The organism is Christiangramia sabulilitoris (genome assembly GCF_007050985.1).
Lineage (GTDB): Bacteria > Bacteroidota > Bacteroidia > Flavobacteriales > Flavobacteriaceae > Christiangramia > Christiangramia sabulilitoris.
The window spans coordinates 71,017-91,526 of the sequence record NZ_VHSF01000004.1 but is presented as its reverse complement, the minus strand read 5'-3'; the positions used below and the strand labels follow the sequence as shown (position 1 = coordinate 91,526).

Here is a 20,510-nt window from a genome sequence, read left to right as displayed (position 1 = left end):
GGATTCGAACCCCTTCTTTATCGCCCCGTCTGGCGGTTTCTCTTAATTTCAGTCTGTTTTTGTGAACTGTTGCTCTGTCTCAAAGCGGGTGCAAATATACAACGCTTTTTCTTTACCAACCAAAACTTTTTTAATAAAATTTTTAGTTTGTTTTAAAAGCTTCAAAGTCAATCTCTCAACTCCCATCTACCCTTATGAACATCGCTTTGTTTCCAAAGCGGGTGCAAATATAAAACGACTTTTGCTCTCCAACCAAATAAAAACTAAAAAGATTTTATTTAATTTTTGAAGCGCGTTTCGCTTCACATGCCCCAGTCTCAGTACTTTCAGTGAACTTCCCGCCTTACTCTCAAAGCGGCTGCAAATATACAACCCCTTTTTTCTTTCCACCAAACTAAAATCAATAAATTTTAATTTAATTTTCCGAAAGCCTGATCAGCCCGAAATCCCCGTCAATACTACGCTCAATGAACTTTCGCCTTGCTCTCAAAGCGGCTGCAAATATACACCAACTTCTTTCTTGAAACCAAATAAAAAATGAAGTTATTTTAGAAAAATTTAAGATTGGAAAGTAACTGGCTGAGAAACAGAACTAAGTAAAAGAAGATTTCAACTGCTTTTTTTACCAGAGGAAGTTTTATTCCATTTATCACTTAATTCCAGGTACTCAAAATCAAGAACGCTATCCTGGCGCTCTAGAATATTATCCCGGAAAGACCTTTGTAAAATATCCTCTATTAAAAAATCTTCCTGGTTAGATTCCGGATGATATTCTTCCTTTAATGAAATATCAAACATACTAGCGGTAGTGTTATACCAGAAGGCTCTCCACCCGCTCTTCAGCTCCTTGACCAGATCATAAGTTGTTATACCGGTTTGCCTGTGGATCAGCTTGACAAGGATCTGCCCTTCGGTCCTGGTTAATTTCTTAAGTTCTGCAGAAAACTCGTCTTCAATATAGTCCTGTACGATTTTGGTATATTTCTTTCTTGCTCTTTTAGTCTTTATATCATCTAAACGGGAATTCAATTCTACCAATCTTTCGGAAGCCAGCTTTGCATAAGGATAAACCTTCCGAGTCTTCCTGCGCAGAATCAAATACCTTTTTCTATCCAGGTTGGAACCAAATTTTAACTTCCGAAGCAAAACCACCTCTTCCAGGTCTATTGCTTCCCTGGGTACGGAGTCTCCTTCGATGATCATATACATTTTTTCAATAGTATCATTCTCGACACTATCTTTCTGGAAAGACCGTGTGGATTTCTGGCCCACGGCATTAAAGCCAAGCATTAGGATTAATATATATATGTATGTACGCACAAAAGTTTCTATTTCAATCTATATAGTATTCGATTAAACCAAAATCATTCCAAAATTAATCAATAGCAGGTTGTCACCAATCTAAAACTTTTTAAATTCGTAAAAATTTATTTGAACTATGAAGAAAAGTAAAGTACTGGATAAAAAATCATTAGAATTCCTGGAAACTTACCTTAATAATGCTGCACCAACGGGTTATGAAGCCGAAGGTCAAAAACTCTGGATGGAATACCTGAAACCTTATGTGGATGAATTCATTACCGACACCTACGGTACAGCAGTAGGAGTTATAAATCCGGAAGCTGAATATAAGGTAGTAATAGAGGGACATGCTGATGAAATTTCCTGGTATGTGAATTATATAAGCGATGAAGGCCTTATCTATGTAGTTCGTAATGGTGGTAGTGATCACCAGATCGCAGCATCTAAAAGAGTAAATATTCATACCAAAAAAGGTATTGTAAAAGGTGTTTTTGGGTGGCCGGCCATTCATACCAGGGATAAAGAGAAAGAACAGTCTCCAAAAATGGACAACATTTGCATCGATGTGGGTTGCAATAATAAGGAGGAAGTCGAGAAACTGGGAGTACATGTAGGTTGTGTGATCACTTATCCCGATGAATTCTTTATTCTGAATGAAAATAAATTTGTGTGTCGCGCTTTAGATAACAGAATTGGTGGTTTTATGATCGCCCAGGTAGCCAGATTATTAAAAGAAAATAATCAGCAGTTGCCCTTTGGTCTCTATGTTACAAATTCTGTACAGGAAGAAATTGGTTTAAGGGGGGCAGAAATGATCACTCATAGAATCCAGCCCAATGTTGCCATAGTGACAGACGTAACTCACGATACCACTACCCCTATGATCGAAAAGAAAACCAATGGTTTGAATAAGATCGGTGATGGGCCGGTAATATCCTATGCACCGGCGGTTCAAAATAAATTAAGGGAATTGATCATCGACACGGCAGAAGAAAAGAAAATTCCTTTCCAGCGTCATGCTTCTTCAAGATTTACAGGGACAGATACAGATGCCTTTGCTTATAGCAACGGTGGAGTGCCTTCTGCTCTTATTTCTTTACCTCTGCGCTATATGCATACTACGGTAGAAATGGTACACCGGGATGATGTTGAAAATGTGATCAATTTGATATATGAGTCTATTTTAAAGATCAAATCGGGAGACACTTTTAGCTATTTCGAATAATCTACACATGTCACAATTTTCTGTTAAACTCCCTGTTCTCAGGGAGTTTTTCTTTTTTTAAGTAAAAAGTTTCACAGTTCTTTAAACAAAATGAGGTTTTATTCAGCCTATATTTAAAGAAAAAAGATGACGCTGACTCCTGAAGATGCAGAAACGGTGATGAATGATCCCCATGAAGCGGTAAAACTTGCCAATCTTAGATATGTTTCTGAAAAGCATCTCTCCATAAGCAGAAAAAAAGTTGGAAGAGGGTTTGCCTACTATAAGAAAGATGAAAAAATTGAAGACACCAAAGTCCTGGACCGTATCAAAAGTCTGGTTATCCCTCCAGCCTGGAAGAAGGTAAGGATCACACATTTCCCGAATGGTCATTTGCAGGTGGTAGGCCGTGACGAAAAAGACCGCAAGCAATATATGTATCATCCAAACTGGTCAAAGATCAGGAATCAAACCAAATTTTTTAAAATGGCTGCTTTCGGCAAAGTTCTTCCAAAAATCAGGAAGCAGGTTGAAAAAGACCTTTTATTAGAGGGAATGCCTAAGCGAAAAGTTCTGGCCATAGTAATAAGGTTAATGGAAGAAACGCACATTAGAATTGGAAATCAATATTATGCTAAAAACAATAAAACCTACGGCCTTTCTACATTCAGAACTAAACATGTAAAACCATATAAAGACGGAATCAAATTTGAATTCGTCGGAAAAAAAGGAAAAGAACATTCTATTACCATTGAAGATAAAAGATTGATTGGCCTTATAAATCAATGCGAGGAAATTCCCGGATGGGAGTTATTCAAGTTTTATAATGAGGATGGTGAAAAACAGAGTATTAATAGTGAAATGATCAATGAATATATCCACGAACTTAGTGGAGAAATTTTTTCGGCAAAGGACTTTAGAACCTGGTCTGCTACCAAAATCTTTTTTGAGACCTTATTGGAATTTGGTTATACTGAAGAGGAAAAAGAACAAAAGAAAAATATCCTGGCAGGATTCGATGCCGCTGCAGAAGGTTTGGGCAACACCAGGGCCGTTTGCCGGAGCTACTATGTGCATCCACAGATCATTAAAACCTATGAGACCGGGGAAATCGTCCCTTATTTCAAAAAAGTAGATGAAGAAAAAAAGCCGGTCTATTCTCAACTTTCAGAAACTGAAAAAGCCATTCACAAACTAATTCAGGACTATGAAATTGAAATTGAAGATTGATTAAATTCGATTTTAATCTTATTTCAGATAAATTTGGGCCATGACTAATTCCATCGCCTCCAGAATTGCCGATTTTTTAAGTGACTTTCCTCCTTTCTCATTAATGGAGCGAAGCCATCTTAAATTGATCGCAAATGAGGTAAGGGTAATGTACTTTGAACAGGGCAAAACGATCTTTGCCAGGGATGAGCAGGTACACAATTATTTTTACATAGTTCAAAAAGGAGCTGTAGACCTACAAAAAGTGGATGATTCTAAGGAACCTGAAACTATCGATAAATGTGATGAGGGTGATATTTTTGGTTTAAGGCCCTTATTTGCGAAGGAGAACTACCAAATCAATGCGGTAACAGATGAAGAAAGTGTAATCTATGCCATCCCCCTGGATATTTTCAAACCCTATGCTATTAGTAATCCGCAGGTAGGAGACTTTTTAATGGAAAGTTTTGCTTCCAATACCAGAAACCCTTATTCAAATGAACATCGTGGCAAACTGGTTGCCGATGAAAACGAAATAGTTTTCAAAAAAGAAGCGCTTTTTGAACTTCAGCCAATCCCCATTATCAAAAAAATGGTAACTGTATCTCCGGACACCAGTATCCAGAAGGCTGCTATACTAATGACAAATAGAAAGGTAGGCTCAGTAGTGGTGGTGGAAGAAGAAAAACCGGTTGGTATTGTAACCGATGTGGACCTGAGAGAATTAGTGGCAACGGGTAAGTTCGAAATCAAAAAACCAATAGGCAAAGTGATGAATTCGCCGGTGATATGCTATTCCAAAGGTTTGACCATTGCCCAGGCCCAACTCACCATGATGAAACACAACATCAACCATATATGTATAACAGCAGATGGAACGCCTAATACCAGGGTTAAAGGTATTGTTTCTGAACATGATATTTTAGTATCGCAGGGTAATAACCCGGCAGTACTAATGAAAGCCATAAACAGGGCCAGCAGTACAAAAAAGCTAAAGAGAATAAGGAGCAAAATAATGGTACTGCTTAATGGATATTTAAAAAGTAATATTCCGCTTACCCATATTTCCAACATTATTTTTGAGCTTAACGATGCCACTATAAAGCGAACTATAGAACGCTGCATTGCTAAGTTGGATACACCGCCCCCAGCAGGTTTTGCGTGGATGTCGCTGGGAAGCCAGGGAAGGAAAGAACAATTGCTGCATACAGACCAGGACAATGCGCTTGTTTTTGAAGATGTCCCGGAAGAAAAACTGGAAGAAACAAGGGCTTATTTTCTGAAGCTGGCTACAAAGGTGACCAAAAGACTCAATATAATAGGATATGAATTTTGTCCAGCCGAGATGATGGCCAGAAATCCCAAATATTGTCTTTCTCTTTCTGAATGGAAGGAACAATTTTCACAATGGGTAACAACTTCTGGAAATGATGAGATCCTGCTATGTCAGATTTTCTTTGATTATGATATTTCCTATGGTAATGTAAAACTTACCAATGCCCTTTCAGATCATATTTACGAGATTTTAAAGGGAAATAGAAATTTCCTGAACCGCCTGGCTGCCCAGGCTTTAAGAAACCCATCGCCTTTAGGATTTTTCAGACAGTTCCTGGTGGAGCAGGATGGTGAGAAAAAAGATCTTTTCGACATCAAGAAAAGGGGAGTTATGCCTTTAACCGATGCCGGCAGGTTGCTTATCCTCGAGCACAGGGTGAAAAATATTAGTAATACCTCGGCAAGATTCGAAAAGCTGGCTCAACTGGAACCAAATAATAAGGAGCTATACCAGGCTTGTGCATATTCTTCACGGGCATTAATTAAATTTCGAACCAGACAGGGATTAAAAAATAAGGATAACGGAAGGTTTATTAACCTGGAAGATCTGGGAAAAGAGGACAAAATAAAACTGAAAAGATGCTTTAAGACCATTAAGGAAATACAGGAACTTATAAAGCTCAGGTACGAAGCAACCTATTACTTATGATCAAGAAATGGTTCAAAAAAAATAAGCCCCGGAAAGATCTTCCTTTCTTCTGGCAGAATTATGCCAAAAGTTTTGAAGAAAAGCTTCCTGAAAAAGTTTCAGACACCAGGTTCGTTGTTTTTGATACTGAAACAACCGGGTTTGATTTTAAACAGGACCGTATCCTTAGTATTGGGGCTCTGCGTGTAGAAAATAAAAGTATCGAAATCAGTGATAATTTTGAAGTATTCCTAAAGCAAACCAAGTTCAATCCCGAGACGGTAAAGATCCATGGAATCATACAGAATGAACGGTTTCAGAAAATCACTGAACTGGAAGCCCTAAAGAAATTTCTATCTTATATTCAAAATTCAGTATTAATTGCTCATCATGCCGGTTTTGACGTAAAGATGATCAATAAGGCTCTTGGCAGACATGGGCTGCCCAAACTAAAAAATAAAATTCTGGATACCGCTATTTTATATAAAAGTACCAGGATCGCTACTAATTTGATAGACCGGGAAAAATCCTATACTCTGGATGAGATCGCTGAAGCCTATAATATCGATCTTACAGACAGACATACAGCCTCAGGAGATGCCTATATAACTGCACTTATCTTTATGAAGCTTTTAAGCCGGTTGTCCAAAGACAAGAATTTCCGGCTGAAAGATCTCTTCAAAAATTAAGTTTTTACATTTTTTCTGAACCGGTAATTATATCCTCTACAACTTCGGGATTCAGTAAAGTCGAAGTATCCCCCAGATCTGAGGTATCTTTTGAAGCGATCTTTCGTAGGATCCTCCTCATGATCTTACCACTTCTGGTTTTAGGCAAACCTTCCACGAACTGGATCTTATCTGGTTTAGCAATAGGACCTATTTTATCTGAAATTTGTTGATTGATCTCTTTCCTGAGATTGTCCTGGTTCCTTGACTCACCGGCTTCTTTCAGAATAACAAACCCATATAAAGCATTCCCTTTTACTTCATGCGGGAACCCAACAATTGCAGATTCTGCGACCGCCGGATGCTCATTAATCGCATCTTCTATAGGTGCCGTTCCCAGATTGTGACCAGAAACAATAATTACATCGTCTACCCTACCGGTAATTCTGTAATAGCCTGTTTCATCCCGTAGGGCTCCGTCACCCGTAAAATATTTATTTTCGAAAGCAGAAAAATAAGTGTCACGGTAGCGCTCATGGTCACCATATATAGTTCTGGCCATCGAAGGCCAGGGGAATTTTATACATAATCTTCCATCAACCTGATTCCCTTTTATCTCCTCCCCTTTTTCATCCATCAGAACCGGCTGAATTCCGGGAAAAGGTAATGTAGCGAAGGTAGGTTTTGTAGGTGTGGCAAAAGGGATTGGTGATATCATAATTCCACCGGTTTCAGTCTGCCACCAGGTATCAACAATTGGGCTCTTATTTTTTCCAATATTATTATCATACCAGTGCCAGGCCTCTTCATTGATTGGCTCTCCCACCGTTCCAAGTACCTTAAGAGATGAAAGATCGTATTTATCCACATATTCCAAATTCTTCTTGGCTAGAGCCCTTATCGCGGTTGGAGCAGTATAGAACTGGTTAACTTTATGTTTTTCCACAATTTCCCAGAATCGGCCAAAATCGGGAAAGGATGGTACTCCTTCGAACATGACCGTGGTTGCTCCGTTAAGGAGTGGACCGTAGACTATATATGAATGCCCTGTGATCCAGCCAATATCGGCCGTACACCAGTAGACATCATTATCCTGATAATTAAAGATATTCTTAAAGGTATAAGCTGAATAGACCATATATCCTGCAGTCGTATGCAGCATACCTTTAGGTTTGCCTGTAGATCCAGAAGTGTACAGGATGAATAAAGGATCTTCGGCGTCCATTACCTCGGGAGGGCATTCTTCTGAAGCATTTTCCATAAGAGGTTCGAGCCACTTATCCCTACCTTCCTTCATGTGTATCTCTGAGCCTGTCCTTTTCGCCACAAGCACTGTTTTCACATCGGGACATTCTTCTAAGGCCTTATCTACAATACCTTTCAGATCGATGGTTTTCTCGCCGCGATAAGATCCATCTGATGTGATCATCATTTTGCAATCTGCATCTAAAGTGCGGGTAGCAAGCGCGGAAGCTGAAAATCCTGCAAAGACCACCGAGTGAATTGCACCAATCCGTGCACAGGCAAGTACCGCAAATGTAAGCTCCGGGATCATTGGCAGATAAATACAAACCCGGTCTCCTTTTTTAATGCCGTTTTCCTTTAAAACATTGGCAAATTGATTTACCTTTTTGTGAAGCTCTTTAAAACTTAGATGTAAGGCTTTTTCCTGTGGGTCATTCGGTTCCCAGATAATCGCTGTTTTATCTCCCTGGGCTAACAAGTGGCGATCTATACAATTCTCGGTTATATTCAGTTTTGCATTTTCAAACCATTTCACTTCAGGTTTGGTAAAATCCCAACTCAAAACATTATCCCATTTTTTTCTCCAGACGAAATGCTCTTCAGCCACTTCCTGCCAGAAATTTTCAGGTTCGCTAACAGATTTCCGATATACCTGAAAGTACTCCTCCAGATTTTTTATGTGATAATTACTCATATTTCAGTTGGTTTAATAAAAAAAGACAAAACCGGCTGTACCGGTTCTGTCTTTAAAATTATTAAAACCAAAGGAATCAAAAAAGTATTGTCTTACTAAAAAAAGGTCGAAAATTTAGATTTGTTAGAAGTAAGGGCCGTTTTCTAAAAAATGCCTCTATATATTCTTTAAATAGTTCTCTACGTTATTTTTAATTCTGGACTCAATATTTGAAACATCTGCTTTTTTAAATTCTTCCCCGGTAATATTTTCATACAACTCTATATATCTTTCAGAAACAGATTCAATATAATCATCACTCATTTCTGGTACGGTCTGGCCTTCCAGACCCTGAAAACCATTAGCTATTAACCACTGTCTTACAAATTCTTTTGATAGTTGTTTTTGGGCTTCTCCCCGTTCCTGTCTTTCTTCATATCCCTTTTTATAAAAATATCTTGAAGAGTCTGGAGTATGGATTTCATCGATAAGAACTATTTTACCATCAGCAGTTTTTCCAAACTCATACTTGGTATCCACAAGTATGAGATCCTGTTTGGCCGCGATCTCTGTCCCGCGTTGAAATAATTTGCGGGTGTATTCTTCCAGCTTTAAATAATCCTCTTCAGAAACAATGCCTCGTTCAAAAATATCATGACGTGATATATCTTCATCGTGATCTCCATGCTCTGCCTTAGTTGCCGGTGTAATTATTGGTTCAGGAAATTTATCATTCTCCTTCATACCCTCAGGCATGGGAACCCCGCATAATTCTCTCTTGCCTGCTTTATATTCGCGGGCGGCATGACCAGACATATAACCTCGAATCACCATCTCCACTTTAAAAGGCTCGCATTTTCTGCCCACGGCAACATTAGGATCTGGAGTTGCATCCAGCCAGTTTGGTACAATATCACTGGTTTTTTCCATCATTTTCGTAGCGATCTGGTTCAGGATCTGGCCTTTGTAGGGAATTCCTTTAGGCATAACCACATCAAAGGCCGAAAGCCTGTCTGAGGCGATCATGACCAATCTGTCATTCTCAAGGGAATAAACATCCCTTACCTTACCTTTATATACCGAAATCTGACCCGGAAAATTGAAATTTGTTTTAATGATGGTATTACTCATAAAGAGCTGATTCTTTTTAAAATTAATCGTTGTGTTCTATTGTTTTGTAGGCGGCAATGATCTTTTTCACCAGGCGGTGTCTTATAACATCCTTATCATCGAGGTAGACCGTGCCAACCCCCTTTACATCTTTAAGTACTAGTAATGCTTCTTTTAATCCTGAAATAACTCTCCTCGGAAGATCGATTTGTCCCGGATCTCCAGTGATCATGAATTTTGCATTTTTACCCATTCGCGTAAGGAACATTTTCATTTGCGCGTGAGTGGTATTTTGTGCTTCATCCAGAATTACAAACGCGTTATCTAAAGTACGTCCACGCATAAATGCCAGCGGGGCAATCTGGATCACTCCTTTTTCAATAAAGACTTCCAGCTTTTCATGCGGGATCATATCTCGAAGAGCATCATAAAGCGGCTGCATGTAAGGATCAAGTTTTTCCTTTAGATCTCCCGGAAGAAATCCCAGGTTTTCTCCGGCTTCAACTGCCGGTCTTGTCAAAATAATCCTTTTTACCTGCTTTTCTTTTAATGCCTTTACCGCCAGGGCAACACCAGTATATGTTTTTCCGGTTCCGGCCGGTCCAATGGCAAAAACAAGATCATTTTTTTTAGAAAGCTCAACCAGTTTGCGCTGATTAACGGTTTGTGCTTTAATCACCTTTCCGCTAACGCCGTGAACTATGGTTTCCCCGCTTTCCTTGGAGCTTGCATAATCATTCTCACTATTACTGGTTAAAACCCTTTCTATGGCATTTTCGTCCAGCTTATTGTACTTCCCAAAATGATCCATTAACATGGAAAAACGTTTATCGAATTCTTCCAGCATTTCCTCATCTCCAAAGACGCGTATCTTACTACCCCTGGCGATGATCTTTAGTTTTGGGAAATACTTTTTTAAAAGCTCGATGTGTTCGTTTTGCTGCCCGAAAAATTCTCTGGGACTAATTTCTGAGAGTTCAATAAGAAGTTCGTTCAAAAGCTGTGGTTTTTAAGATGAAGCATTACAAATTTTCAGGTTATTTTAATTTGTCCTTCGCGTTTCAAAATCCTAATTTTGAAACCGAAATTATGGTATTTTTTACCATTAAGCCTAAGCGAATCACTAAAAATAAAATTATATTCGCCTTCTATACAAACTTAAGTAAAATAACCAGTCTCAGATTAAAAAAATATTAACAATCGCCTATGGCAATCATTACTTTAACGACCGATTTCGGGGAGAAAGACTATTTCGCTGGTGCGGTTAAAGGAGCTATATACAGCGAATTAAGTGATGTGAGAATTGTTGATATTTCGCACTCGGTTTCGCCTTTCCATATAAGCGAGGCAGCCTATATCATCAAGAACGCCTACAAGAGTTTCCCTAAAGGCACCATCCATATCATAGGTATAGATTCTGAACTTACCCCGGAAAACAAACACCTGGCCGTTAAACTGGATGAGCATTTCTTTATATGCGCGAATAACGGAATCCTTTCCCTGCTGGCTTCAGAAATAAGGCCGGAAAAAATCGTAGAGATCAATATACACGACAAAATACAGACGAATTTTCCAGTACTGGATGTATTTGTAAAGGTGGCCTGCCATATCGCCCGCGGCGGTACCCTCGAAGTAATAGGTAAAAGCGTTAGCCAGATAAAGTATACAAAACAGTTTGAGCCTATAATTAATTCTGAAAAGAATCAGATTCTTGGCCATGTGATATATGTTGATAACTATGGGAACGTGATCACAAATATTTCACGAAAACTTTTCGAAAGTATCGGCAAAGGCCGGGCTTTTAAGATCAGTGCGCGCAACGTGAATTTTAATGTGATCTATGAGACCTACAGCCACGCCATTAATTTTGATATTGAAAAAGAAAAACGCAAGGAGGAGGACGGTAAAAAGTTAGCTGTTTTTAATTCGGCGGGATATATCGAACTGGCGATGTATAAGAGCAATCCGAGTACCGTGGGAAGCGCGGCAAGCTTATTTGGATTGGAATACCGGGATACCATAACAGTAAATTTTGATTAGATGTTCGTGAGAATTGTGAAAATGGGTTTTGAGCCCGGGAAGATTGAAGAATTTCTGAATAATTTTGAAGAAGTTAAATCCAGGATACGCAATTTTGAAGGTTGTGAATTTCTTGAACTCTATAGAGATAAAGACAATACAAACCGTTTTTTCACGTATTCTTACTGGAAGGATGAACAGGCTTTGGAGAATTACAGAAAATCTGATCTATTCAAAACCGTTTGGGCTGATACCAAAATTTTATTCAACGAGAAACCGGAAGCCTGGAGTGTGGATAAGTTGGTTAGCCTGGAATAGGTTTTAGAGTTAATATTGAGAATATCACACTGAGCGCAGTTGAAATGTGGAAAATAAAGGTTGAAAGGAATTCTTCGTTCGGTCGAAATGACATTGAATTAAATACAGGACAGATAATGGATAATTGATAATTAGGAAGTATGCTCACCATATTCAATAAAGAAATACGATCTTTTTTCTCATCCCTAACGGGATATCTGGTTATTGGACTTTTTCTAATTGCCAGCGGCTTCTTTCTTTTTGTCTTTAGAGGTGGATATAACATTCTGGATAGTGGCTTCGCAGATCTGAAACCTTTATTCAGCCTGGCTCCATGGATCTTTTTATTCCTGATTCCGGCTATAGCCATGAAAACTTTTTCTGAAGAAACAAGAATGGGCACTATGGAGCTCCTGCTTACCAAACCCATTGGACTATGGAAACTTATTCTGGGCAAATACCTGGCTGTTATCGTTCTGGTAATCCTGGCGATCGTCCCTACCTTTTTATATGTCCTGACCATCCAGCAGCTTGGAAAACCAGTCGGGAATTTTGATGTGGGCGCAACCATTGGTTCATACATTGGTTTGATCTTTTTAGGTGGATGTTATGCAGCCATAGGTATTTTTGCATCAAGTTTAACTTCTAACCAGATCGTGGCATTTTTATTAGCAGTATTTCTTGGCTTTATTAGTTTTTATGCTTTTGAAGCCATCAGCCAGACAGATATTTTTGGCACCTCAGGTTATTTGATCGAATACTTCGGAATAAATTTCCACTATAAAAGCATTAGCCGCGGTGTGGTAGATACCCGCGACCTGATCTATTTTTTAAGTTTGATGTTCATATTTCTGAAACTGACAGAAATCAATCTTTCCGCTAAAAGAAACCTAAAGTAATGCAGGCAGGTAAGATAAAATCCATCCTTGTTTTAATCGCAATTCTGATTGGCACCAACTGGCTCGCTACAGAATTTTACCTGAGATTAGACCTTACCCAGGACCAGCGTTACAGCCTGTCTCCGGCTGCAAAGAATATAATTGAAGATATAGATGAACCCATTGTGATCGATGTATTTTTAGAAGGTAGTTTTCCTTCGGAATTCAGAAGATTAAGCAACGAAACCCGCCAGATACTGGAAGAATTTTCAGCCCTGAACCGAAACCTTAAATTTAATTTTATCGATCCTTTAGCCGAAGGTGATGATGCCAATGCGATCGCTGAAGAATTTTACAAGTTGGGCATGACGCCGGCCAGATTAAATGTTCAGGAAAATGGTAAAAACAGTGAAAGTATCATCTTTCCATGGGCCATTGCGAATTACGGGGACAGGACTGTAAAAATCCCGTTGCTAAAAAATCAAATAGGCGCTACAGACGAGGAAAGAGTGAATTCTTCGGTACAGCAGCTGGAGTATGTTTTCGCCGACGGGCTGAGTAAACTGGTCTATCCACGAGCAAAGAAGATTGCGGTAATGCGCGGTAACGGGGAATTACCTGATGCAAAAATCGCTGATTTTGTCAGAACCATTCAGCAATATTACTACATGGCTCCTTTTACCCTGGATTCAGCAACAACAGCTCCTCAAAAGACATTGCAGGAACTAAAGGAATACGACCTTATTTTGGAACCGAAACCAACGCAGCCTTACACAGAAAACGAGAAATATATACTCGATCAATATTTGATGAATGGAGGAAAGATCCTGTGGCTGGCTGAGGTGACCAATATGGAAACAGATAGTCTCTTTAATGAACGAGGAAGCGCCATAGCCCTGCCCAGGAATCTAAATCTTGGCGATTATTTCTTTTCCTATGGGTTGCGCATTAACCCGGCAATCGTCAATGACCTGTATTCTGCTCCTATCATCCTGGCCAGCGGAAGTGGCAATGACACCAGGTTTAACCCCTATCCCTGGTTCTATAGTCCATTAACCAGTTCACCTGTGGGTCACCCGGTTATCAAGAATATTGAGGCCGTAAAATTCGAATACGCCAATCCTATAGATACCCTTTCAAATGATATAGAAAAAACTATTCTGCTAAGTAGTTCTCCGCGAACCAAACTGGAGGGAGTACCGGCACAGATCAGCCTCGATGTGATAGGTGAAAAACCGGATGTAAGCACTTATGATGACGGGGAGCAGGCATTGGCGGTCTTACTGGAAGGAAAATTCAGGTCTGTTTATAAAAACAGGATCAAGCCATTTAAAATTCCAGATCATCTTGACCAGGGTAAAGAATCAAAGATGCTGGTGGTGTCTGATGGCGATGTGATCAAAAACGATCTGCAGGCTGGAAAACCCCTGGAATTAGGTTTTCAGCGATATACCGGGAACACTTACGGCAACAAGGAATTCCTTTTAAATTCAGTGAATTACCTGCTGGACGATACCGGATTAATAGATATTAGAAGTAAGGAAATAAACCTCGCCTTCCTGGATAAAGAAAAAACGGCCATGGATAGAGAAAAGTGGCAGGTTATCAATATTGCCGGTCCAGTTTTACTGTTACTAATTTTTGGATTTGGTTACCGGTTCTACCGAAGAAAGAAATATGTGAAGTAGGACATTCCCGGGATCTGCTATCCCTTTTTACGGTTACATATTAACAATTCTTATTCAGATTGATTTCACAATTATTTATTTTACAGTGTTTTACGGCATTTACAACAAGAAAGTCTGTTAATAAAAACTCGGGTAAGAGCCCCTTATTTTTGACTTATTAAAATATATTTGTAATTGATTCAAATTAATCAATAAAAGCCGATGAAATTTATTGTATCCAGCAATTACCTGCTGAAACAGCTACAAATACTTGGAGGGGTAATTAACAACAGCAATACATTACCAATTTTAGACAATTTCCTTTTTGACCTTAATCACGACGAGTTGACGGTTTCTGCTTCAGATCTGGAAACTACTATGTCTGCAAAGCTTAAGGTGGAATCTGATTCTGAAGGTAAAATTGCCGTTCCCGCAAAACTTCTTTTAGACACCCTGAAAACCTTTCCGGAGCAACCTTTAACCTTTGTAGTTGAAGATAACAATACCATAGAACTAAGTTCAAACCACGGTAAATATGCCCTTGCATATGCTGATGGTGAGGAATTCCCTAACCCGGTAGAACTTGAAGAACCAAGCAGTACAGTTGTAGAAGCTGATATTCTTGCATCTGCCATTTCAAAAACAATCTTTGCTTCAGGAAATGATGACCTGAGACCGGTCATGAGCGGAGTTTTCTTTCAGTTTTCTGAAGACGGACTTACTTTTGTAGCTACAGATGCTCACAAACTGGTAAAATACTCCAGAGATGACATCAAAGCCAGCCAGACAGCCGAATTCATTATGCCTAAAAAGCCTTTGAATCTGCTAAAAGGTATTCTCGCCGGAAGTGAATCTGATGTACTTATTGAGTATAACGATTCTAATGCGAAATTCACTTTTGACGAGACCCAGCTTATCTGTAGATTAATCGATGGAAAGTATCCTAATTACGAGGCGGTAATTCCCAAAGAGAATCCAAATAAACTGACTATAGAAAGAAACCAGTTCTTAAGTTCTGTAAGAAGGGTTTCTATTTTCTCAAATAAAACCACCCACCAGGTTAGATTGAAAATTGCCGGGGCCGAGCTGAATATTTCTGCAGAAGATGTGGATTACAGCAATAAGGCTGAAGAGCGTTTGACCTGTTCTTACCAGGGAGATGACATGCAAATAGGTTTCAATTCGAGATTCCTTATCGAGATGTTAGGTAATCTTACTGCAGACGAGGTAATGCTTGAAATGAGCTTGCCAAACAGAGCAGGAATCCTGACTCCAGTAGATGGTCTGGATCCTGGAGAAAAGATCACTATGCTGGTAATGCCGGTTATGCTGAATAACTAAAAGGCAATTTTTGGTTGCAGTAAGCGATAAAAAATAAAAAAGCCCGTTCATTCATTTGAACGGGCTTTTTATTGCTAACTAAAAAAATCAACTAACTAAGCTTTAATTCCTGAAACTTTCCCGAGCCTTCGGGAGTTTATGGTTCTATTACTTAAAATCTTTAAGCTGAGATCCTGCAATAAATTCAGGATGCCGATGTTTACTGTTATTTTAAAAACTCTATGGTCAATGGGTAATAAGGCAATTCACCGTTACTAACCTTAATTGCGTTCATAATTGGGAATATCAGCGCTATGAGCCCGATGATGATAAGTAGAAAGATCCCGAGTCCAAGAAGAAGGATCAGAGGAATGCTAATTATCGAATAAATAAAAAGACTAATCTGGAAATTCAGGATCATTTTGCCGTGCATATCCATTCCAGCTACTTTGTCTTTTTGAGTAAGCCATAGTATCAACGGCACTATAAAACCGCCTATTCCCGTGACCAGGTCCAGTAACTGACTTAAATGGGTCATGACCAGCATTTGATTGTCTTCTCTCATGGTTAATTTATTGATGGTTGGTTAATTACTATACTTAAAAGACGCCTGTTCCAGAGCTTTGTTACATAAATAGACCAATCCATGAATTCTTTTTTAAATTTGCCTTATGAAATTGAATGATACTATTGTTGCACTGGCCACACCTTCAGGTGCCGGTGCCATTGCGGTTATAAGAGTTTCGGGACCCGATGCCATAAATATTGTCTCTCCCCTTTTCAAAGCAAAAAGCAGGAAAGACCTGGCAGGACAACCAACTCATACCATTCACCTTGGAAATGTAATGGATGGCGAGAGAACCATCGACGAGGTCCTGGCATCTGTATTCCGTGCTCCAAAATCCTATACCGGAGAGGAAACTGTGGAATTATCCTGCCACGGCAGCCCCTATATCCAGCAGGAGATCATTCAATTATTATTAAGAAAAGGTTGTCGTTCTGCAGAAGCGGGTGAATTTACCCTTCGTGCTTTTCTGAACGCCAAAATGGACCTGAGTCAGGCAGAAGCGGTGGCAGATCTTATTAATTCTGAAAATGCTGCTTCTCACCAAATGGCCATGCAGCAGATGCGGGGCGGATTCTCGAATGAAATACAGAAATTAAGAGAAGAATTATTGAATTTCGCCTCCCTTATAGAACTGGAGCTAGATTTTGCTGAAGAAGATGTAGAGTTCGCCAATAGAGATCAATTCAAAGAGTTAATCTCCAAAATCCAGACTGTTTTAAAACGACTTATCGATTCATTCGCTACCGGCAATGTCCTTAAAAATGGTATTCCTGTAGCCATTGTGGGAGAGCCGAATGTAGGTAAATCTACCTTGCTTAATTCCTTGCTTAATGAAGAGCGGGCCATCGTTTCTGATATCGCCGGCACCACCAGGGATACCATTGAAGATGAAATGAGCATTGGCGGCGTAGGATTCAGGTTTATTGATACCGCGGGAATCAGAGAGACTAAAGATATTGTTGAAAGTATAGGGATCAAAAAGACCTTTGAAAAGATTGGCCAGGCACAGGTGGTAGTATATCTCGTAGATAGCTCACAAATAGCGGTGAACAGGGAGAGACTGCACGAAGTAAGGATAGAAATTGAAAAGATCAAGAACAAGTTCCCCCAGAAACCATTGTTGATCATTGCTAATAAAACAGATCGCCTCGCGCCGGAAGAAATTGAAAATTTAAAAGTAAAACTGGAAGAAATTTCCAGCCACGGCGAGCGGGCGCAATTTCTTTTATTATCTGCCAAGACCAATATGGGTGTTGATGAGTTAAAAGAGAAACTACTGGATTTCGTGAACACCGGTGCACTTCGCAACAGTGATACTATTGTAACTAATTCCAGGCATTATGCTGCCCTTTTACAAGCCCTGGAAGAGATCAATAAGGTAGAAGATGGATTGAATGCAGATCTTTCAGGAGACCTGCTGGCAATCGATATACGTCAGGCGCTGCATCATTTTGGAGAGATCACCGGGGAGATCACTAATGATGATCTTTTGGGTAATATATTTGCAAACTTTTGTATTGGGAAGTAAGGCTTTTTGGTATGAGAATCCTGATTTCAGGTCCAATTCGGCAAATCAAAACGTAAAGCTCACAGTATATAGCCTTTGCCGGCATCTTTGATGTTAATTTGCTTTAGGAACGCAATTCAGCAATTATAGATCAAAGCATTTCTTGACGGTATATCTATTAAGCGATAAAAAGAATAGTTCGCCTGTATTAATCTCTTAGACTTCGATCTCTTTTCGTTTGTTGGAATAGGTACGTTGCAGTAACTGCATAATCAATCCTAAAGACTACCTTTAACAAATTCCAACATCTATGTCCAGGATCTTTCAGCAATTCCTTGTAATCTTTCTCGCGGGTGCTTTGCTGCTACTGGCCGGTTGGAGCAGCTATTCTATTTTTAAGTACTCTTCAGAAGCAGCAGAAATTAAAGAGGATTACAGCGAGCTAAACAGTATCACTCACGGAATAATGTCTGTTAACATCTGGCGGGACCATCTTACTACCATGGTTCTAAACCGGATCGATGAATTCGAGTTTACAGAGGCCCAGGAGGATACCCTGGTTCAACAGGTTGAAAATATACTAACGGCGGGCATAGACAAGGGAGCAGATATTCTGGATCAAAAACAGAAAGGACTTAAAGCTAAACTTCAAAAATTTGCGGTAAAGGCACTGGTTCCTGAAGATAAAATAAGGGCTCTTGTCCCCATGTTCGCCCAGACCATCGTTAATGAAATTCAAAAGCCGGAAAATAAAGAGGCATTGAAATTTGTCATTAAAAGCAAGTTACAGGAATACAGCGACCTCACCTATGATGATTCCCAGGTAGAAACACTGAAAATAAAAGCTCTTTTGGATAAGTATAAGGTCGAAGATCTTGCCGGATTCAATGAGAAAATTCCGGAGAAAATATATTCGCTCGAGGATGAGACCTATTTTCACACCTATATTTTATTGGGAATTATTGTTGTGTTTCTTCTCCTGTGGTGGTTGGTGAGAAATCAAAAAGCGGTACACACACCACTTTTCATTATTTCAGTCCTGGTATCTATGGTGGTGCTGTTTTCAGGTCTTACTGCACCAATGATTGAAATAGATGCCCGTTTTCAACAGATTAATTTTCTACTGATTGGGGAAAGTATCACCTTTAATGACCAGGTAATCTTCTTTAGAAGTAAGAGCATCCTGGATGTTATAGGAATTCTATTCAATAATGGAAAGATAGACTCATACGTGGTAGGGATTCTTATTCTTGTCTTCAGTATCATTTTTCCCCTTGCAAAATTACTTGCTACACAAATCTACCTGGCCGGAAATGATAAGACAAGAAAGAACGGGGTCCTGAACTTCTTCGCTTTTAAATCAGGAAAATGGAGTATGGCAGATGTTTATGTCATTGCGATCTTTATGGCTTATATAGGTTTCCAGGGAATACTTGATAACCAGCTGGCCATGGTTAATCGGGATACAGATTCCCTCGTGAGTATTTCCACCAACAGAACCTCTTTACAACCCGGTTTTATTATTTTCATTGCCTTCGTACTCTTCAGTTTGATCCTTTCTACCATTCTTAAAATGATCACCTCTTTAGAAAATAAAATCATAAATCAGGAAAAACAAATACCTGCCTAAGATTGTGATCACCAGATTAAAAGACTATTGTGCAGGAACTTACTAAGATGTAATAAGCTTCCATAATTAGATAATGGTATTCTAATTAGACCTACCTTTAAAAAATTCTAAAAAATGATATTTCCCCCCACTTCTGAATTGATTGATGAATATAAATCAGAAAATGATTATAAGAAAAATCAGGATCTAGAGAATTACTTCGCCAATACAATTATTCCACAGCTTTTCATTGATGGAAATCTTATCCTGAAGAAATTCACCCCTCCTGCCATGAGGCAATTCTCTCTTACAGATGAGGATATAAACAGAGATATTCATGAAGTGAAGGAAAATTTTCGTTTTCCCACTCTTATTGAAAATATTGAAGAAGTGATCCAAATCGGGAATAGACTTGAGAAAGAAGTACAAACAACAGACGGGAAATGGTACCAAATGAATATTCTTCCATAGAGAGTTTTTGAGGAGGACAGGAACGATGGGGTAATTATTACCTTTGTAGATATCACTAAAAGAATTAGAGCTTTAGGAGAACTTGAGAAGTTAAATTCTGAATATCACACACTAATAGACGCTCTTTTCCACGATATACGGCAGCCGCTTTCGGCTATAGTTTTACTTTCTGATACTTTATTGAATGCTTATAACAAACAAAATACGCCACAGTTCGAAAAATATATAGCTACCCTAAAGGCCAGCTCCAATGCCATGAGAGATCTGTTAAAAGATTTTATATCCGTAAGTGAAGATCAACCCGAACTTGAGGGAGAACCTATTAGGGTAAATATTAAAAACATCGCGCAGGACGTGATTCATTCTTTAAAGTCTGAAATCTTTAATAATGGTATTTCAATAGCTACTGATTTTCAAACTTCAGAAATTATCTTCTCAAGAAATAATTTAAGAAGTATCTTATACAACCTGCTGAGAAACTCAATTAAATATAAGAAGCCCGGGAAACCATTAAAGATCTACGTTTCGTCATTTAAGAAGGATGATCACTTAGTCTTACAGGTTCAGGACAACGGTATTGGAATTGCCGTGGAGCATCAGGAGGCTATTTTCCATAAATCCACCAGGGTTTCACACAAAATTGAAGGCACAGGTATGGGTCTTTATATCATCAAACGAATGCTGGAAAATAATGGCGGAAGTATTAAGGTGGAAAGCCAAATGGGGAAAGGTTCGACCTTTTCCGTTTATTTCTCTCTAAATAAGGATAGATAATTGAGGTCAATCTATAAGGCATCCAA

18 protein-coding genes are annotated in these 20,510 nt (G+C 39.1%); 13 read left to right on the top strand and 5 right to left on the bottom strand.

The window, feature by feature from the left end:
- Positions 1 to 609 precede the first annotated feature (609 nt).
- Positions 610 to 1,320 carry a DUF4294 domain-containing protein gene (locus FGM01_RS14070; RefSeq protein WP_423738352.1) on the bottom strand — a complete coding sequence of 237 codons (711 nt, stop codon included), beginning with the start codon at positions 1,318 to 1,320 and terminating at the stop codon, positions 610 to 612.
- Positions 1,321 to 1,438: 118 nt separating this feature from the next.
- Between FGM01_RS14070 and FGM01_RS14065 the strand changes: the two genes are divergently transcribed.
- From FGM01_RS14065 to FGM01_RS14050, 4 genes are all read left to right on the top strand, one after another.
- Positions 1,439 to 2,527 carry a M42 family metallopeptidase gene (locus FGM01_RS14065; protein ID WP_143411826.1) on the top strand — a complete coding sequence of 363 codons (1,089 nt, stop codon included), beginning with the start codon at positions 1,439 to 1,441 and terminating at the stop codon, positions 2,525 to 2,527.
- Between the two features lie 126 nt (positions 2,528 to 2,653).
- Positions 2,654 to 3,736: a DNA topoisomerase IB gene (locus tag FGM01_RS14060; protein WP_143411825.1), complete on the top strand. Its 1,083-nt coding sequence runs from the start codon at positions 2,654 to 2,656 to the stop codon at positions 3,734 to 3,736.
- Between the two features lie 40 nt (positions 3,737 to 3,776).
- Entirely contained in the window at positions 3,777 to 5,699 is a 1,923-nt protein-coding gene (locus FGM01_RS14055) for a DUF294 nucleotidyltransferase-like domain-containing protein (RefSeq protein ID WP_143411824.1), read from the top strand.
- Positions 5,696 to 6,367, top strand: coding sequence for a 3'-5' exonuclease (locus FGM01_RS14050; protein ID WP_143411823.1), 672 nt, complete (start codon positions 5,696 to 5,698; stop codon positions 6,365 to 6,367). Before FGM01_RS14055 ends, FGM01_RS14050 begins: the two co-directional genes overlap by 4 nt.
- Before the next feature lie 4 nt (positions 6,368 to 6,371).
- On the opposite strand, the gene acs is transcribed toward FGM01_RS14050, so the two are convergent.
- The 3 genes from acs to FGM01_RS14035 all read right to left on the bottom strand — a co-directional run bounded on the left by acs (position 6,372) and on the right by FGM01_RS14035 (position 10,371).
- Positions 6,372 to 8,285, bottom strand: coding sequence for an acetate--CoA ligase (acs, locus tag FGM01_RS14045; protein WP_143411822.1), 1,914 nt, complete (start codon positions 8,283 to 8,285; stop codon positions 6,372 to 6,374).
- A 156-nt stretch (positions 8,286 to 8,441) separates the two neighbouring features.
- Positions 8,442 to 9,395: a phosphoribosylaminoimidazolesuccinocarboxamide synthase gene (locus FGM01_RS14040; RefSeq protein ID WP_143411821.1), complete on the bottom strand. Its 954-nt coding sequence runs from the start codon at positions 9,393 to 9,395 to the stop codon at positions 8,442 to 8,444.
- A 22-nt stretch (positions 9,396 to 9,417) separates the two neighbouring features.
- Complete coding sequence (locus tag FGM01_RS14035) at positions 9,418 to 10,371, bottom strand: PhoH family protein (protein ID WP_143411820.1); 954 nt, start codon at positions 10,369 to 10,371, stop codon at positions 9,418 to 9,420.
- Between the two features lie 209 nt (positions 10,372 to 10,580).
- Here FGM01_RS14035 and FGM01_RS14030 point away from each other — a divergent pair, with 209 nt between their 5' ends.
- From FGM01_RS14030 to dnaN, 5 genes are all read left to right on the top strand, one after another.
- Complete coding sequence (locus tag FGM01_RS14030; RefSeq protein ID WP_143411819.1) at positions 10,581 to 11,414, top strand: SAM hydrolase/SAM-dependent halogenase family protein; 834 nt, start codon at positions 10,581 to 10,583, stop codon at positions 11,412 to 11,414.
- Positions 11,415 to 11,711 carry a putative quinol monooxygenase gene (locus FGM01_RS14025; RefSeq protein WP_143411818.1) on the top strand — a complete coding sequence of 99 codons (297 nt, stop codon included), beginning with the start codon at positions 11,415 to 11,417 and terminating at the stop codon, positions 11,709 to 11,711. It begins immediately after the preceding gene.
- A 140-nt stretch (positions 11,712 to 11,851) separates the two neighbouring features.
- Entirely contained in the window at positions 11,852 to 12,589 is a 738-nt protein-coding gene (gldF, locus tag FGM01_RS14020) for a gliding motility-associated ABC transporter permease subunit GldF (RefSeq protein WP_143411817.1), read from the top strand.
- Positions 12,589 to 14,256 (top strand): gliding motility-associated ABC transporter substrate-binding protein GldG, encoded by a 1,668-nt coding sequence (gene gldG, locus FGM01_RS14015; protein ID WP_143411816.1) that lies wholly within the window; start codon positions 12,589 to 12,591, stop codon positions 14,254 to 14,256. The genes gldF and gldG overlap by 1 nt, the downstream gene beginning before the upstream one ends.
- Before the next feature lie 201 nt (positions 14,257 to 14,457).
- Positions 14,458 to 15,576, top strand: a complete 1,119-nt coding sequence (gene dnaN / locus FGM01_RS14010) for a DNA polymerase III subunit beta (RefSeq protein ID WP_143411815.1) — start codon at positions 14,458 to 14,460, stop codon at positions 15,574 to 15,576.
- 205 nt (positions 15,577 to 15,781) lie between these two features.
- On the opposite strand, the gene FGM01_RS14005 is transcribed toward dnaN, so the two are convergent.
- Entirely contained in the window at positions 15,782 to 16,120 is a 339-nt protein-coding gene (locus FGM01_RS14005) for a DUF4870 domain-containing protein (protein WP_143411814.1), read from the bottom strand.
- Positions 16,121 to 16,226: 106 nt separating this feature from the next.
- On the opposite strand from FGM01_RS14005, the gene mnmE reads away from it, so the two are divergent.
- From mnmE to FGM01_RS13985, 4 genes are all read left to right on the top strand, one after another.
- A complete protein-coding gene (gene mnmE, locus FGM01_RS14000) occupies positions 16,227 to 17,651 on the top strand; it encodes a tRNA uridine-5-carboxymethylaminomethyl(34) synthesis GTPase MnmE (RefSeq protein ID WP_143411813.1) in 1,425 nt (474 codons plus the stop codon).
- Positions 17,652 to 17,940: 289 nt separating this feature from the next.
- Positions 17,941 to 19,260, top strand: coding sequence for a paraquat-inducible protein A (locus tag FGM01_RS13995; RefSeq protein WP_143411812.1), 1,320 nt, complete (start codon positions 17,941 to 17,943; stop codon positions 19,258 to 19,260).
- A gap of 114 nt (positions 19,261 to 19,374) precedes the next feature.
- A complete protein-coding gene (locus FGM01_RS13990; RefSeq protein ID WP_143411811.1) occupies positions 19,375 to 19,710 on the top strand; it encodes a PAS domain-containing protein in 336 nt (111 codons plus the stop codon).
- Positions 19,711 to 19,743: 33 nt separating this feature from the next.
- On the top strand, positions 19,744 to 20,484 hold the full coding sequence (locus tag FGM01_RS13985; protein ID WP_341478036.1) for a sensor histidine kinase: 741 nt from the start codon (positions 19,744 to 19,746) through the stop codon (positions 20,482 to 20,484).
- Positions 20,485 to 20,510 lie beyond the last annotated feature (26 nt).